Genomic DNA, 15,227 nt, shown 5'->3' with positions numbered 1-15,227 from the left:
TTGGGGGCCTGCTTATTTTGTTTTTATTAGACCGGCGTTGGCCACGGCGCGGCCCCGCCCCGCTCTTCGGGGGGGGGGGGGGCCGCCGGCGGCCGCCCCCCCGCCCGCTTCTCTTGTGGCGTCCGCGAGGGGCGTACGACGGCACATAAAAGTCGTTAACAGGATTTAACCCTACTTACACATGAATTCCCGGTTGCTTCAGTTCCACCTTCCGGCTCCGTCACCCGATGGGTTAAATCGGAAGCAGCGAGATTGACGGCGCCCCGCGTTGACGGCGCCGGGTCGCTTCATCCCGAAGACCCGCCCCCAGGAGCCGGCCCCGAGGCCACGGGTCTTTCACCCCGCCTTCCCGCCCACCGGGACGTCCTCCGCGGCAGCGGAGCGCGTCAGCCTCGGGCTGCTCTCCGCGCCCCCGGCGAGGCGGCACATCGAAGGAGAAGGATCATGGCAACCATCACTTCGCTGGTGGACACGACCACCACCACCAACCAAGGCAAACCCGGGGACACCGTCCAGATCAACGGCACCGCGATGGCCACCACCACCCGCGTGAACTTCGGCTCCACGGCGGTCACCCCGACCGGCGTCACCGCCACCCAGGTCACCTTCGTCGTGCCCAGCACGGCGCCGTGCTCCGGCCAGGTCGCCGTCAGCGTCTCCAGCAACACCGGCGCCACCAGCAACGCGATGCCGTTCTTCGTCATCGCCACCCCGACGACCACTGGCACGAGCGTCACCTGTCTCCCGGCCGCCACGGGGGGCTCGGTGACGCTGTTCGGCACCAACTTCCTGACCGGGAACCAGGTCACGGTGGGCAGCGTCGGCAACGTCGCGGTCACCCCCACCCAGACCAGCCAGGTCACCTTCACCGCACCGGCCAACGCGGGGCAGGTCGCCGACGTGACGACCCAGGCGGTGACCATCCGTACCGCGGGCGGCACCAGCACCTCGGGCACCACCATGGTCGACTACTACCTCGCCCCGGCCATCACCTCCGTGGCACCCACGTCGGGCACGGCGGGCGACAGCATCGTCATCAACGGAACGTCCTTCATCGGCGTCGACACCGTCACCTTCACCGACAGCGCCGACGACACCGCCACCGCGGTCTTCACCCCCATCGGCGACGACCAGCTCGTGGCCATCGTGCCCGGCGGGCTCGCCACCGGCGCCGGGACCATCACGGTCCACACCTGCGGCGGGGACTCCAACGACCAGGCTTTCACCGTCACCTGACGGCTGGAGACGACCGCGCACCGACAGCGTCACGCACGTTCGTCCCCCGCGCCCTGGCCGACCACCTCCGGCCAGGGCGCGGCCGTCGAGGTACGGATAGGAGAACACCCTCATGGCCCCCATCGTGACCAGCGTCAGCCCCGCCCAAGGCGCACCGGCGGGCGGAACCCCCGTCACCATCACCGGCTCCGGCTTCACCGGCGCCACCGCGGTCAGGTTCGGCCCCAACCTGGCCACGAACATGGTCGTCGTGAACAGCACGCAGATCACGGCCAGGACGCCCGCGGGGACCGGCACGGTCAAGGTCACGGTCACCGGGCCGTCGGGGACCAGCACCCAGAACGTGTTCTTCACCTACACCACCGTCGCGGCCCCCGTCCTCACCGGCCTCAGCCCGGGATCGGGCCCCACCTCCGGCGGCAACACCGTCACCCTGAACGGCACCAACCTCACCGGCGCGACCACGGTCATGTTCGGGCCCAGCCCCGCCGCGATCCTCACCAACACCCCCACCCAGATCACCGTCACCGCCCCACCGGGCACCGGCAGCGTGGGCGTCACCGTCACCACCCCCGGCGGCACCAGCAACGCCCTCGGCTACACCTACGCCGCCACCCCCGCACCCACCCTCACCAGCCTCAGCCCGACCTCGGGACCCACCTCCGGCGGCAACACCGTCACCCTGAACGGCACCAACCTCACCGGCGCGACCTCCGTCATGTTCGGGATCAACGCGGCGGCCATCCTCACCAACACCGCCACCCAGATCACCGTCACCGCGCCCGCCGGGCCGCCGTCCGTGGTCAACGTCAGCGTCACCACGCCGGGCGGTACCAGCAACGCGCTGCCGTACTTCTACATCACCGCGCCGGTCGTCACCGATCTGTCCACCCACCTCGGCCCGGCCACCGGCGGCAACACCGTCACCGTCTTCGGCAGCGGTCTGACCCTCACCACCGCCGTCGACTTCGGGGGAACCCCGGCCACCGCCATCAACGTGATCTCCGACAGCCAGCTGACCGTCACCGCCCCGGCCGGGACCGGCACCATCCAGGTCACCGTCACCACGCCCGGCGGCACCAGCTCGCCGGGGACCGGGAACCCGCACTACACGTATCTCGGCGCCCCGGTCCTCACCAGCCTCAACCCGCCGAACGGCCTGGACACCGGGGGCGAGTCGGTGCTGCTCGTCGGCAGCAACCTCACCTACACCGACGCGGTGACCTTCGGCTCCGTCCCCGCCTCGTTCTTCGCGGTCTCGGACACCCAGGTCGTCGCCACCACCCCGGGCGGGCCGCCCGGAGTGGTGAGCGTCGTGGCCCACACCCCGGCCGGAAACAGCAACGCCCTGCCGTTCACCTACGACCCGTCGTGACCGGCCTCAGCCGACGGAGGAGTACGCCACGACCCCGCGCAGCAGCCCGTCGACCGCCTTGCGGGCGTTGCGCGCCACGCCGCCGTCCGGGGCCGCCGCCGCGATCTGGCCCAGCACGTCGATGAGCTGCTTGCACCAGCGCACGAAGTCACCGGCGGGCATGTCCACTTCCCGCAGCAGCTCGTCCAGCCCGTGGCCGGACGCCCAGCGGTAGGCGGCCCAGGCGAAGCCCAGGTCCGGCTCGCGCTGACCGACCCCCTCGGCCTGGTTGATCTTGTGCTCCTCCTCCAGGGCGTCCAGTCGGCCCCAGATACGGACCATCTCGCCCAGCGCCTCCTTGGCGGGGCCGGTGGGCAGCTTGGGCGGCAGCGCGTCGTCCGCCGCCCGGGACTCGTACACCAGCGCCGAGGCGCACGCCGCCAGCTCGGCGGGGGTCAGCCCCTCCCACACACCGTCCCGCAGGCATTCGCTGGCCAGCAGGTCCAGCTCGCCGTAGAGCCGGGCCAGCCGCCTGCCGACGTCCGTGACCTCGTCATCGCGCAGATAGTCCAGCTCGGTCAGCAGGGCGCAGATCCGGTCGAAGGTGCGGGCGATGGTGTTCGTCCGCCCCTCGATGCGCCGCTCCAGCTGGCGGGTGTCGCGCAGCAGCCGGTGGTAGCGCTCGCCCCAGCGGGCGTGGTCCTCGCGGTCGGAGCAGCCGTGGCAGGGGTGGGCGCGGATCTCGGCGCGCAGCCGGGCGATCTCGGTGTCGTCGGCCGCCCGCGAGCGCTCCTTGCGGTGCCGCCGCGCGTCGTGGTGCCCGGCCTTGGTGCGCAGCGCGGAGGCGAGGTCCCGGCGGGACTGCGGGCTGCGCGGGTTGAACGACTTGGGGATCCGCATCCGGTCCAGCGGCTCGACCGGCACCGGGAAGTCGATCGAGGCCAGCCGCTTGACCTGGCGCTCGGCGGTGAGCACCAGCGGGCGCGGCCCATCCTGGTGCTCGAAGCCGCGGTGGCCGTTGGAGCGCCCGGCGGCCAGCCCCGGGTCCAGCACCAGGGCGAGCCCGGCGAACTTGCCGGTGGGCACGTGGATGACATCGCCCGGGCGGAGCTTCTCCAGCGCCACCGCGGCGGCCGCGCGGCGCTGCGCGGCGCCCTGCCGGGCGATCTCGGTCTCGCGGTCCTTCAGGTCGCGGCGCAGCCGCGCGTACTCGTCGAAGTCGCCGAGGTGGCAGGTCATGGAGGCGCGGTAGCCCTCCAACCCCTCCTCGTTGCGCTGCACCTGACGGGAGATCCCGACGACCGCCTTGTCCGCCTGGAACTGGGCGAACGAGGTCTCCAGCAGCTCGCGCGAGCGATGGCGGCCGAACTGGGAGACCAGGTTGACCGCCATGTTGTACGAGGGCTTGAAGGACGAGCGCAGCGGATACGTGCGCGTCCCGGCCAGGCCCGCGAGGGCGGCCGGGTCCATGGCGCGCTGCCACAGCACCACCGCGTGGCCCTCGACGTCGATGCCGCGCCGCCCGGCGCGCCCGGTCAGCTGGGTGTACTCACCGGGGGTGATGTCGGCGTGCTGCTCCCCGTTCCACTTGACGAGCTTCTCCAACACCACCGAGCGGGCGGGCATGTTGATGCCCAGCGCCAGGGTCTCGGTGGCGAAGACCGCCTTGACCAGGCCGCGGACGAACAGCTCCTCGACGACCTCCTTGAAGGTGGGCAGCATCCCGGCGTGGTGGGCCGCGATACCCCGCTCAAGCCCCTCCAGCCACTCGAAATACCCGAGCACGTGCAGGTCTTCGTCGGGGATGCCCGCGGTGCGCTCCTCGACTATCGACCGCACCTGGGCGCGCGCCGCGTCGTCGTTGAGCCGCAGCCCCGCGTACAGGCACTGCTGGACGGCCGATTCGCACCCGGCCCGGCTGAAGATGAAGGTGATGGCGGGCAACAGGCCCTCGGCGTCGAGCCGGTCGATGACCTCGGCTCTGCCCGGGGTCCAGATCCGGCTGCGCTGACGGCGCTCACGCTCCCGGTCGGCCTCCCGCATGTTGTTCCGCCCCCGGCGCTTGTCGCGGCCGAAGGCGGGGCGGCTGTTCTCCATCCGGGCCAGCCGGACCAGGTCGGGATTGACCTCGCGGCGGGCGGACTGATCACCGTCCCGCCCGGTCTTCTCCTCGAAAAGGTCGTACATCCGGCGCCCCGCCAGCACGTGCTGCCACAGCGGCACCGGGCGGTGCTCGGAGACGATCACCTCGGTGTCGCCGCGCACGGTGTCCAGCCAGTCGCCGAACTCCTCGGCGTTGGAGACCGTCGCGGACAGTGATACGAGCGTCACCGACTCGGGGAGGTGGATGATGACCTCTTCCCAGACGGCACCACGGAAGCGGTCGGAGAGGTAGTGCACCTCGTCCATCACCACATAGCCGAGGCCGAGCAGCGACTGGGAGCCCGCGTAGAGCATGTTGCGCAGCACCTCGGTGGTCATGACGACCACCGGGGCATCGGAGTTGACGCTGTTGTCCCCGGTGAGCAGGCCGACCTTGTCGGCGCCGTAGCGCTTGACGAGGTCGGCGTACTTCTGGTTCGACAGCGCCTTGATGGGCGTGGTGTAGAAGCACTTGCGGCCCTGGGTGAGCGCCAGGTGGACGGCGAACTCGCCCACGATGGTCTTGCCAGAGCCGGTGGGGGCGGCGACCAGCACACCCTTCCCTGCTTCGAGGGCCTGGCACGCCTCGATCTGGAACGGGTCCAGCGCGAAGGCGTACATCTCGCGGAAGGGGGCCAGCGCGGTGGCCTGCTCGGCGGCCCGGACTCGGGCGGCCGCATAGCGCTCGGCGGGAGTCAGCTCGTCGGTCATCGTATGTACGAGACTACCGGCCACCTCCGACAACGCACGCGATCTTTACGGCGGGATGGGGACCGGGACCCCGGCGGGCCCCGGTCATCCGGTCGTCGGTGACCCGCCTACGTGACGTCGTCGTAGCCGTTGCGCCGCACGGGGTCGTCCGCCGAGGACAGCTCGCCCGCGGCGACGCGCTCGGTCCCCTCGACGGCCTCCGGCGTCAGATCCAGGCTCGACGCCTCGTCGTCGTCCAGCCCGAAGTCGGGGTCGGCGGCCCGTCGCCGCGCCCTGCGCCGGTCGTTGAGGAGGGCGATGGCGACCGCGCCGAAGTACAGCACGGTGACGGGCCCGGCCAGGGCGAACATGCCGATCGGGTCGGTGCTGGGGGTGGCCACGGCGCCGAAGACCGTGATGCCCATGATCATGCCCCGCCACCAGCCGAACATCCGGCGGCCGCTGAGGATGCCGGTGAAGTTCAGCAGGATCAGCAGCAGCGGCAGCTCGAACGCCAGACCGAAGACGACGATCATGCGGGTGAGCAGATCGAGGAAGTCGTCCAGGGGGAGGAGGTTGCTGGCCCCGCCCGGCGTGAAGTCGAGGAGGACCTCGGCGCTCTTCGGCAGGATCTTGTACGCGAAGAAGGCACCGCCGACGAACAGCGGCACGCCGAGGCCGACGAAGAAGAGCGAGTACTTCTTCTCGCTGCGGTGCAGACCGGGCGCGAGGAACGCCCACAGCTGGTACAGCCAGACCGGGGTGGCGAGAACCAGGCCGGTGGTGAAGGAGACCTTCAGCATGATCGTGAACGGCGACAGCAGACCGTTCACGGTGAACTCCGCGCACCGCTTTCCGACGTGCTCGCTGTTCGCGGAGATCTGGGACATCCGCGTCCCGCCCGGACAGCCGACGGAATCCAGGACCGGCTTCATCAGGAAGTCGATGATGTCCTGGTAGACGAACATCGCCACGATGGTGATCACGCAGATCGCCAAGACCGATTTCATCAACCGGTTGCGCAACTCGCGCAGGTGGTCCGCGAGGGGCATCCGCCCCTCAGGGTCCTTCTCCTTCTTGTTGCGGGCAGACTTGAGCAACCCACGTCCTCATCTCGTGCGTCGGACGGCGGCCGTCGGCCCCGCCGCCAAGTGGGCCCGGGTCAGCGCTTGGTGGTGTCGCTCGGTTCGGCCACCGGACGGGAGCTGGTGACGTCGCCCGGAGCCGCCTGGATGGTGCGGTGCGCACTCTGGTCCTGGCCCGGGTTCGGCGGGTCGGCCGGGGCGTTCTCGTCCTGCTTGCCGTCCGACTTCATCGCCTTGGCCTCGCTCTTGAGGATGCGGGCGGACTTACCCAGCGAGCGCGCCATGTCGGGGAGCTTCTTCGCGCCGAACAGCAGCAGAACGACGACAAGGATAAGGATGATCTCGGTAGCGCCGAGCCTTCCGAACATATTCGTCTACCTTCTCACCGAGGCGGCTGGGGTGGGGCTGCCGACCGTTCGGACAAAAGTCCGGCAGCCGTGCTGTCTGCGATCGTAGCGCGCAGGGGTAAATGCAGGGCAATCCCCATGCAGACGCCTGGTTGCGGCCCTCCGCCTCGATTCCAGGGCCACGACCAGCCAGCGTACCCCGCTTCGCTGTGACACAGCAGGGCGCCGCCTGTCAGTGGCCGCGGGCCCCGCCCTCGTCCCGGCGCACCGCTCCCACCTGCGCACTCAGCGGTTCCGTGGCCCGCTCCAGGTCCTCCGCGGCCCGGGTGATCCGCGCGGAGCTGTCCGACACCTGCCGGGCCAGTCTGCGCACCTCCGCGAAGACCCGTACGGAGAGCACGGCGAGGACGGCGATTCCGCAGAAAGCGAGGGCGAGGGCGAGCATCGGCCAGAGCATGGGGCGAGCCTATCGGGGCCGCCGCGGCGGCCCCGCGCCGGTCGGCCCGCTGATCAGACCGTCGAGTGCAGCCGCAGGGTGCGCACCCCGCCGCCGGTGAGCAGCTCCACGATCCGCTCCCCCGCGGGCTTGCGCACCGCGCTGCCGCAGTCGGGACAGGTGAACGAGTAGAACGTGGTGCGGTCACTGGCCCCGATCGCCAGCCGCAGCGCACCGGCTGCCAGCTCGAACCGGCCCCGGCACTCCGGGCAGGCGGCCTTGAAGATCACCGAGGCGGGATTCCCCCCAGCGGTCACTGTGCGCTTCCCTTCACTCACCGCAAGCCATCATTCGCCGAAAGCCTTCATTCGCCATAGGCCGCGAGCGCTTGCCGCGCCGCGTCCCGAGCGCTGTCCGCGAGCCCCTGCGGCGCGACGATCCGGCCGTCCCGGCCGAGCCGCAGCGCCAGCCGCCGCAAGCTGCCGGGGTCGGGGGCGCGCAGCGTGATGCGCAGCGCCCCATCGGGCAGCTCCTCCGCGCTCTCATGCGGGTAGTACTCGGCGACCCAGCGCCCGCCGGGGCCGACCTCGACGACCACCTCGGGGTCCTCGGCGCCGGTCTGCACCAGCCCGGTGGACGGATCGGAGAGGTCGCGCAGCTCGATCGGGGGCGGGTCGGACGCCTCGTCCAGCAGCTTGATCTCCACGACCCGGTCGAGCCGGAAGGTACGGCGGGCCTCCGACAGCCGGCACCACGCCTCCATATAGGTGTGGCCGACGGCGAACAGCCGGATCGGGTCGACCTCGCGCTCGGTGACCTCGTCCCGCGCGGGCGAGTAGTAGCGCAGCCACAGCCTGCGACGCTCGGAGATGGCCCGGTCGACGTCGGCGAAGACACCACCCTCGGACTCGAAGGTCACCGAGAGCCGGGAGCTGGCGCCCGCCACCTCGCCCGCCGCGGCCTCCAGCTTGGCGGTGGCCCGCAGCAGCGCCTCCCGGTCGCTCTCGCGCAGCCCGGGCAGGGTGGCGACGGCGCGGGCGGCGACGAGCAGCGCGGTGGCCTCGTCGGCGGCCAGCCGCAGCGGCTCGGCGACATCGTCGGGGTTGTGCCACCAGATGCGCTCGCCGTCGGTGTCGATGTCCAGCAGGTCGCCGCCGCGGAAGCTGGTGCCGCACAGCGGCAGCACATCGAGGTCGGAGATCAGCTCGTCCTCGCTGATGCCGAAGGCGCGGGCGACCTCGGCGACGCGCGCGCCCGGGCGCTCCCGCAGATACGTCACCAGCGACAGCATCCGACGGGTCTGGTCAATGGCGTTTCCGGCCATGATGAAGTCGTTCCGTCCCCTCAGCCCTTGGCCACGGCGCGCAGCCGCTCCACGACGTCCGCCCGCAGCTCGCCGGGGCCCATGACGATCACGTCCGGGCCGAATTCCACCAGCCAGGCGTCCAGTCCGTGCCCGTACGGAATCTCCAGCTCGTCCCAGCCGTCGTCCCCGGCGTGAGTGGTGAGCGCCTTCGCCCGCAGCGGATAGCCGTGCCCGGCGCGCACCCTGATCCGGGCCGTGCCGGTGGCGGTCTCCCCCGCCCAGGCCTCCACGGTCTCCCGCACGGTGGAGTGGTCGGGCACCTCGGCGGTGTACGCGCCGGAGCGCAGCCGCACCCGGCCGGTGATCCGGGAGAGCCGGAAGACGCGCTCGGCGGACCGGTCGCGGTCCCACCCGGCGAGATACCAGTGGCCGCGCCAGCACTCCAGTGTCCAGGGCTCGACCTGGCGCTGCTCGGGGCGGGCGGCGTTGGACTTGCGGTAGTCGAAGACGACCGGGCGGCGGTCGCGGCAGGCCAGCATCAGCGGCTCGAAGGCGGCCTCGTGGACCGGGATGTGCGGCTGCAGCGCGCTCTGCGGCTGGGTGTCGTACGGGTCCTCGGCGACCGGCATCCCGGCGGCGCGCAGCTTCTGCAGCGCGCCGCTCGCGGCGCCCGCGAGCCGGGCCTGCTGCCAGACCTTGGCGGCGAGGCCGAGCGCGGCGGCCTCGGCGGCGTCCAGGGTGATCGGGGGGAGGCGGTTGCTGTCCCGGCGGGCGAGATAGCCGACTTCGCCCTCGAGGCCCTCCACCGTCTCGATGACCAGGCCGAGTTCGCGCAGATCGTCCTTGTCGCGCTCGAACATGCGGTTGAACGCGTCGTCATGGGCGGCGTCGGACTGCAGGTACGCCTCTATGGAGCCCCGCAACTCACGCTTGGTCAGCGGACGCCGGGTTCCCAGCAGGCACAGCGCCAGATTCATCAGCCGCTCGGCCTTGGCAATCGCCATCGACGCCCTTTCTTCTTGACCTTACGACCGTGACCGTACCGCTCCGGGCAGCCACCGCAAAAGCCGAGGGCCCCCGCCTGTGGACGGGGACCCTCGGCACACGCCGCGCGCGAGTCTCAGGCGGAGATCAGGTCGCAGACGAAGATCAGCGACTCGCCCGGCTTGATCCGGCCACCGCCGGCGCCACGGTCGCCGTAGGCCAGGTGCGGCGGGATGATCAGCTGGCGGCGGCCGCCGACCTTCATGCCCTGCAGACCCTGGTCCCAGCCGGGGATGACCTGGCCGACGCCGAGCTTGATGCGCATCGGGGCGCCGCGGTTGTAGCTCGCGTCGAACTCCTCACCGGTGGAGAAGGCCACGCCCACGTAGTGGACGGCGATGTCGTTCCCGGCCTGGGCCGCGGGACCGTCGCCCTCCCAGAGATCCTTGATCTCCAGGTCCTTCGGCGGCTCGCCGCCCGGGAAGTCGACCTCAGGCTTGTCGATGCTCACGAAATTGCTCCTCGTTACGTTGTGGGCAACCCGCACACCCTACAGAACCGACGAACTACAGAACGGCCAGGATGTCGACCGTGAAGACCAGGGTGGAGTTGGCGGGGATGCCCTTCTGGGCCTTCTTCCCGTAGCCCAGGTCCGGGGGCACCACGATCAGCACCCGGCTGCCGGCCTTCTTGCCCGCGAGCCCCTGCGACCAGCCCTTGACGACCTGCTGCAGCGAGAACTGGGCCAGCTCACCGCGCTTGTACGTGGAGTCGAACTCCTTGCCGCCGTCCCACAGCACGCCCTTGTACTGGACGAGCAGCGCGTCCTTCGCCGTGGCCTCGGGGCCGTCGCCCTCGATGACGTACTCGGAGACGAGCTTCTTGGGCGCGTCCTTCTTGGGGATGGTGATGGTGGGCGCCTTGCCGTCGGTGTTGTCGGACACCTTGGGCATGTCGATGTTGCTCTGCGCCACCTTCTTGCCCTTGGCCGAGCTCTTGGCGTTGAAGGCGTCCTCGATGTCGATGACGAACACCAGGGTGTCCGTGCCCTTGATGCCCGCCTGCGGCTGGCCCTGCTTGCCGTACGCGTACGCCGGGGGGACGGCCAGCTCCAGCCGGCTGCCGACGGTGCGGCCCACCAGCCCCTGGTCCCAGCCCGGGAGCACCTGGCCCTTGCCGATCGGGAAGGCGGCGGTCTGCTTCTTGTCGTAGGTGTTGTCCACGACCTTGCCGGTGTTCCAGATCTGGGCGAGGTAGTTCACCTGTACGTAGTCGCCCTTGGCCGTCTTCGCCCCATCCCCCTTGATCACCGTCTTGACCGCGAGGTCGGAGGACGGCTTCCCGCTGCCCTTGGCGACCTTCGGCTTCTCGCCGAACTTCTCGCCGCCGGTGATCTCCGGCACCGGTCCGTTCACGATCTTCCCGCTGGGGGCCGGTGAGGGCCCTCCGGTCGGCTCCTTGGAGGGCTTGGCCTTGTCGGATCCTGACTTGTCGTCACCGCAGCCCGCGAGCGTGAGCAGGCCCGCGGGCACGGCAAGGAGTACGGAGCGTCGGCGCACGGAGTCCTCGTTAGGTAGATCTTGCGATGGCCAATGCGCGCCACTTTACGGCGTGACGCGGGCCCCGTCCGAGAAACGCACGGGGCCCGCGTCATACATAAGCCGTACGCCGACTCAGCCAAGTGGCCTACACGGCGGCCTACATACCGGCGATGAGTTTCTCCACCCGGTCATCGACCGAACGGAACGGGTCCTTGCACAGCACGGTGCGCTGCGCCTGGTCATTGAGCTTGAGGTGCACCCAGTCCACGGTGAAGTCGCGGCGCTGCTCCTGGGCACGGCGGATGAAGTCACCGCGCAGCCGGGCGCGAGTGGTCTGCGGGGGCACCGACTTGCCCTCGAAGATCTTCAGGTCGTTGCACACCCGGGCGGCCTGGCCACGCTTCTCCAGCAGGTAGTAGAGCCCCCGGCGGCGGTGGATGTCGTGGTAGGCGAGGTCCATCTGGGCGATGCGCGGATGGGACATGGTGATGTTGTTCTTCGCCCGGTACCGCTCGATGAGCCGGTACTTCATCACCCAGTCGATCTCGGTGCCGATCCGGTCCAGATCCTCGTCCCGGATCGCCTCCAGGGTGCGGCCCCACAGCTCCAGCACCCGCTCGACGGTGCCGGTGCGGATGCCCCGGCGCTCGCAGAAGTCGACGGCCTTCTCGTAGTACTCCTGCTGCACCTCCAGGGCGGACGCCTCGCGCCCGCTGGCGAGCCGCACCTTGCGCTGCCCGGTGATGTCGTGGCTGACCTCGCGGATCGCCCGGATCGGGTTCTCCAGGGTCAGGTCGCGCATCACGGTGCCCGCCTCGATCATGCGGAGCACCAGGTCGGTGGCGCCGACCTTGAGCAGCATCGTGGTCTCGGACATGTTGGAGTCGCCCACGATGACGTGCAGCCGCCGGTAGCGCTCGGCGTCGGCGTGCGGTTCGTCGCGGGTGTTGATGATCGGCCGGGAGCGGGTCGTCGCGGAGCTGACGCCCTCCCAGATGTGCTCGGCGCGCTGGCTGACGCAGTAGACCGCGCCACGCGGGGTCTGCAGCACCTTGCCCGCCCCGCACAGCAGCTGCCGCGTCACCAGGAACGGGATGAGAATGTCGGCGAGCCGGGAGAACTCCCCGTGCCGGGCCACCAGATAGTTCTCGTGGCAGCCGTAGGAGTTGCCCGCCGAGTCGGTGTTGTTCTTGAAGAGATAGACGTCGCCCGCGATTCCCTCCTCGTGCAGGCGGCGTTCGGCGTCGACGAGCAGACCTTCGAGAATGCGCTCGCCGGACTTGTCGTGGGTGACCAGCTCGGTCACGTTGTCGCACTCGGGTGTGGCGTATTCCGGGTGCGAACCCACGTCGAGATAGAGGCGGGCGCCGTTGCGCAGGAAGACATTGCTGCTGCGGCCCCACGAGACGACACGGCGGAAGAGGTACCGCGCCACTTCGTCAGGAGACAACCGGCGCTGTCCCCTGAATGTGCACGTGACGCCGTACTCGTTCTCCAGCCCGAAAATGCGGCGGTCCATGCCTGAACATTACGCCTGATGGCCTGCTCTGAAACCGGGTTCGGCGGCATGGCTGCGATCATTTTCCGGATGGCGTCCATCCGGCGTTCGCCGCGGCACCTCCTTCAGGTACTTCCGGGCGGCCAGCAGGACGGCCAGCGCGGCCGCTCCGGCGGCCCCCGGGACGGCGAATCCCAGGGCCACACCGCCCAGCTCCACGGCGGGTCCCGCGGCGGCCGCGCCGACCGAGCTGCCCACCCCGAAGGTGGTCACCAGCCAGGAGAACGCCTCGGTGACCGTACCGGCCGGGGCGTGCCGGTCGATGACGACGAAGGCGCACGCGAGCGCCGGGGCCAGGAACACCCCCGCCACGCCCGCGAGGGCCGTCATCGCGGGGACGCCCGGCACCAGGGCGAGCGGCAGATAGCCGGCCGCGAGGGCGGCCACCAGCAGCCGCAGCCGCCGCTCGGGCGCACCGGCCCACGGGCGGGCCCCGTAGACGACGCCGCCGACCAGCGCGCCCGCGCCGAGCGCGGAGAGCAGATAGCTGGAGACCAGGCCGCCGCCGTGCTCGTCGGCGTACGCGACGGCGGCCACGGCGATCGCGCCGAGCGCGGTGCCGACGAAGAAGAACGAGCCGATCAGCACCAGCATCCCGGAGGAGCGCAGCGCGCCCAGCCAGTGCGCCTCGCGCGGCGCGGAGCGCCACCGCCGGGACGGCGCGGACACCACGACGGACAGCGCGCCGAGGACCCCCATCGCGTTGATGACCAGCAGCGCGGCCGCCTCGGACCATCCGGCGACCAGCAGGGTGACCAGCAGCGGGCCGACGGCGAACATCACCTCCTGGGCCACGGCGTCCAGCGCGTACGCCGCGTGCACCTGGTCCGGGCGGCGCAGCACGTCCGGCCACAGGGCCCGCAGGCCGCCCTCCAGCGGGGGTGTGAACAGCCCCGCGACGAGCATCGCCGCGTACGCCACCGGCAGCGGGTCGAGGCCCACGACGGCGAACAGGGCCATCCCGAGCGCGGACACCACGGCGGCCGGGAGCATCACGCGCGGCTGGCCCCAGAGGTCCACGGCCCGGCCCAGCAGCGGCTGCCCGACGGCGGTGGCCACCCCGTAGACGGCCGAGAGCGCCCCGGCCAGCGCGTAACTTCCGCCCTCGGCGCGGGCGAAGAGCACCACGGCGAGCGCGGCGGTGGCGTTCGGGAGCCTGCCGATGAGCGTGCCGGTGAGCAGCCGCGCCGCGTGGCGGGTGCGCAGCAGTTCCCCGTAACCGGCCGCCATGGCTGCCCCTCCTGATGTCCTGGATCGTGGGTCATGAATCGTGGGTGATGGATCGAGTTTTACGTATAACGACGCGTCGTTATACGTACCATGGCGGCCTGCCCCGGGTCCACCCGTGGCGGGCGGACCGCAGGGACGCACGGAGCGGAGGCGATGTGGCACAGGGGACCGGACCTTCCGCGGCTGCCGCGCGGGTCACCAGCCGGGACGTGGCGCGGCGCGCCGGGGTGTCCCAGGCGACCGTCTCCCTCGTGCTCGGCGACAAGTGGCGCGGGCGGGTGTCGGAGCGCACGGCGGGCACCGTACGGGCCGCGGCGCACGAGCTGGGCTACCGGCCGAACCTGGCGGCGCGCAGCCTGCGGCTGGGCCGCACCCGGACCGTGCTGCTCGTCGTCCCGGCCCTGACCAACGAGTTCTTCGCGCAGGTCTACACCGGCGCCGCCCGGGTCGCCGCCGACCACGGCTTCGGCGTGGTGCTCTACCCGTCCCCCGAGGGCGTCGGCCCGGCCCGGGACCCCTTCGACTCGGCGCGGGCCTCGCTGGACGGCGTGATCGCCTCCTCGATGGCCGCCGACGCGCTGGCCGCGGTGCGCGGCGGCGGGCTGCCGCTGGTGATGCTCGACAGCGACCCCGACGATCCGGCCGCCGCCGCGGCGGCCACGGTCAACCTGGACATCGGCGACGGCATGCGGCGGGCGGCGGAGCATCTGCTGGGCCTGGGGCACCGCCGGATCGCCCATGTGGCGGCGGCGGTGGACTCCTGGACCTTCCAGGTGCGCGCCCGGGCGCTGGCCGGGGCGGTGGGCGCGGTGCCCGGCACCGTGCTGCACACGGAGGCCGCGGCGCTGAGCGTCGAGGAGGGGCGGCGGGCGGCGCTGCGGGCGCTCACCGGGCCCGGGCCCCGGCCCACGGCGCTGGTGTGCGACGACGACGTCCTCGCCGCGGGCGCGTGCAAGGCCGTCCGGCGGCTGGGGCTGCGGGTGCCGGAGGACGTGTCGGTCACCGGCTTCGACGACCTGGCGCTGGCCACGGCGGTCGAGCCGGAGCTGACCACCGTGACGCTGCCCGCGCAGGCGGTCGGGGCGGAGGGCATGCGGGCGCTGATGGCGGTCCTGGACGGGGAACCGGCCGGGGACACGACGCTGCCGGTGGAGCTGGTCGTACGGGACTCCAGCGCCCCTGCCCCACCGGCCGGATAGGCGCTGACGCCTGGTGGGGGTGGTCCGGCCGGCCCCCCCCCCCCAGGCCGGTCGCGACACCTCGCCCCACTCCGCGGAGTCAGCGGGCGCGTCGGACTCCGAGTCGGCTGCGGGCGCCG

Annotated in this window: 14 protein-coding genes; 3 read left to right on the top strand and 11 right to left on the bottom strand. The window is 71.3% G+C overall.

The annotated features are described in order from the left end of the window. The first annotated feature begins 444 nt into the window (after positions 1-444). Both ACFV9T_RS28895 and ACFV9T_RS28890 read left to right on the top strand, forming a co-directional pair. On the top strand, positions 445-1,236 hold the full coding sequence (locus tag ACFV9T_RS28895; protein ID WP_385445341.1) for an IPT/TIG domain-containing protein: 792 nt from the start codon (positions 445-447) through the stop codon (positions 1,234-1,236). A gap of 112 nt (positions 1,237-1,348) precedes the next feature. Further along, positions 1,349-2,611: an IPT/TIG domain-containing protein gene (locus tag ACFV9T_RS28890; protein WP_385445339.1), complete on the top strand. Its 1,263-nt coding sequence runs from the start codon at positions 1,349-1,351 to the stop codon at positions 2,609-2,611. 6 nt (positions 2,612-2,617) lie between these two features. Here the strand turns inward: ACFV9T_RS28890 and ACFV9T_RS28885 are convergent, their stop codons facing one another. The 11 genes from ACFV9T_RS28885 to ACFV9T_RS28835 all read right to left on the bottom strand — a co-directional run bounded on the left by ACFV9T_RS28885 (position 2,618) and on the right by ACFV9T_RS28835 (position 13,909). Then, on the bottom strand, positions 2,618-5,443 hold the full coding sequence (locus ACFV9T_RS28885) for a DEAD/DEAH box helicase (RefSeq protein ID WP_385445337.1): 2,826 nt from the start codon (positions 5,441-5,443) through the stop codon (positions 2,618-2,620). A 107-nt stretch (positions 5,444-5,550) separates the two neighbouring features. After that, complete coding sequence (tatC, locus tag ACFV9T_RS28880; protein WP_385445335.1) at positions 5,551-6,522, bottom strand: twin-arginine translocase subunit TatC; 972 nt, start codon at positions 6,520-6,522, stop codon at positions 5,551-5,553. Positions 6,523-6,584: 62 nt separating this feature from the next. After that, positions 6,585-6,875, bottom strand: a complete 291-nt coding sequence (gene tatA, locus ACFV9T_RS28875; protein WP_385445333.1) for a Sec-independent protein translocase subunit TatA — start codon at positions 6,873-6,875, stop codon at positions 6,585-6,587. Positions 6,876-7,086: 211 nt separating this feature from the next. After that, positions 7,087-7,311 carry a hypothetical protein gene (locus ACFV9T_RS28870; RefSeq protein WP_385445331.1) on the bottom strand — a complete coding sequence of 75 codons (225 nt, stop codon included), beginning with the start codon at positions 7,309-7,311 and terminating at the stop codon, positions 7,087-7,089. Positions 7,312-7,364: 53 nt separating this feature from the next. Then, entirely contained in the window at positions 7,365-7,607 is a 243-nt protein-coding gene (locus ACFV9T_RS28865) for a hypothetical protein (RefSeq protein ID WP_385445329.1), read from the bottom strand. 47 nt (positions 7,608-7,654) lie between these two features. Next, on the bottom strand, positions 7,655-8,614 hold the full coding sequence (locus ACFV9T_RS28860) for a helix-turn-helix transcriptional regulator (RefSeq protein WP_385445328.1): 960 nt from the start codon (positions 8,612-8,614) through the stop codon (positions 7,655-7,657). A 20-nt stretch (positions 8,615-8,634) separates the two neighbouring features. Further along, positions 8,635-9,600 carry a helix-turn-helix transcriptional regulator gene (locus ACFV9T_RS28855; protein WP_385445327.1) on the bottom strand — a complete coding sequence of 322 codons (966 nt, stop codon included), beginning with the start codon at positions 9,598-9,600 and terminating at the stop codon, positions 8,635-8,637. 116 nt (positions 9,601-9,716) lie between these two features. Continuing rightward, complete coding sequence (locus ACFV9T_RS28850; RefSeq protein WP_385445326.1) at positions 9,717-10,091, bottom strand: FKBP-type peptidyl-prolyl cis-trans isomerase; 375 nt, start codon at positions 10,089-10,091, stop codon at positions 9,717-9,719. A 55-nt stretch (positions 10,092-10,146) separates the two neighbouring features. Continuing rightward, a complete protein-coding gene (locus ACFV9T_RS28845; RefSeq protein ID WP_385445324.1) occupies positions 10,147-11,139 on the bottom strand; it encodes an FKBP-type peptidyl-prolyl cis-trans isomerase in 993 nt (330 codons plus the stop codon). A gap of 139 nt (positions 11,140-11,278) precedes the next feature. Beyond that, positions 11,279-12,640: a Pup--protein ligase gene (gene pafA / locus ACFV9T_RS28840; protein WP_385445323.1), complete on the bottom strand. Its 1,362-nt coding sequence runs from the start codon at positions 12,638-12,640 to the stop codon at positions 11,279-11,281. A gap of 9 nt (positions 12,641-12,649) precedes the next feature. Next, positions 12,650-13,909 (bottom strand): MFS transporter, encoded by a 1,260-nt coding sequence (locus ACFV9T_RS28835; RefSeq protein ID WP_385445321.1) that lies wholly within the window; start codon positions 13,907-13,909, stop codon positions 12,650-12,652. Between the two features lie 155 nt (positions 13,910-14,064). Here ACFV9T_RS28835 and ACFV9T_RS28830 point away from each other — a divergent pair, with 155 nt between their 5' ends. Continuing rightward, positions 14,065-15,108 (top strand): LacI family DNA-binding transcriptional regulator, encoded by a 1,044-nt coding sequence (locus tag ACFV9T_RS28830; RefSeq protein ID WP_385445320.1) that lies wholly within the window; start codon positions 14,065-14,067, stop codon positions 15,106-15,108. Positions 15,109-15,227 lie beyond the last annotated feature (119 nt).

The organism is Streptomyces sp. NPDC059850 (assembly GCF_042731515.1).
Taxonomy (GTDB): Bacteria; Actinomycetota; Actinomycetes; order Streptomycetales; family Streptomycetaceae; genus Streptomyces.
This window is presented reverse-complemented; position numbering and strand designations above follow the sequence as displayed.

Excerpts from the sequence above, each read along its gene's own strand:
- ACFV9T_RS28895 (WP_385445341.1), top strand. The coding sequence starts at position 445 with ATGGCAACCATCACTTCGCTGGTGGACACGACCACCACCACCAACCAA.
- ACFV9T_RS28890 (WP_385445339.1), top strand. The coding sequence starts at position 1,349 with ATGGCCCCCATCGTGACCAGCGTCAGCCCCGCCCAAGGCGCACCGGCG.
- ACFV9T_RS28885 (WP_385445337.1), bottom strand. The coding sequence starts at position 5,443 with ATGACCGACGAGCTGACTCCCGCCGAGCGCTATGCGGCCGCCCGAGTC.
- tatA (WP_385445333.1), bottom strand. The coding sequence starts at position 6,875 with ATGTTCGGAAGGCTCGGCGCTACCGAGATCATCCTTATCCTTGTCGTC.
- ACFV9T_RS28870 (WP_385445331.1), bottom strand. The coding sequence starts at position 7,311 with ATGCTCTGGCCGATGCTCGCCCTCGCCCTCGCTTTCTGCGGAATCGCC.
- ACFV9T_RS28860 (WP_385445328.1), bottom strand. The coding sequence starts at position 8,614 with ATGGCCGGAAACGCCATTGACCAGACCCGTCGGATGCTGTCGCTGGTG.
- ACFV9T_RS28855 (WP_385445327.1), bottom strand. The coding sequence starts at position 9,600 with ATGGCGATTGCCAAGGCCGAGCGGCTGATGAATCTGGCGCTGTGCCTG.
- pafA (WP_385445323.1), bottom strand. The coding sequence starts at position 12,640 with ATGGACCGCCGCATTTTCGGGCTGGAGAACGAGTACGGCGTCACGTGC.
- ACFV9T_RS28835 (WP_385445321.1), bottom strand. The coding sequence starts at position 13,909 with ATGGCGGCCGGTTACGGGGAACTGCTGCGCACCCGCCACGCGGCGCGG.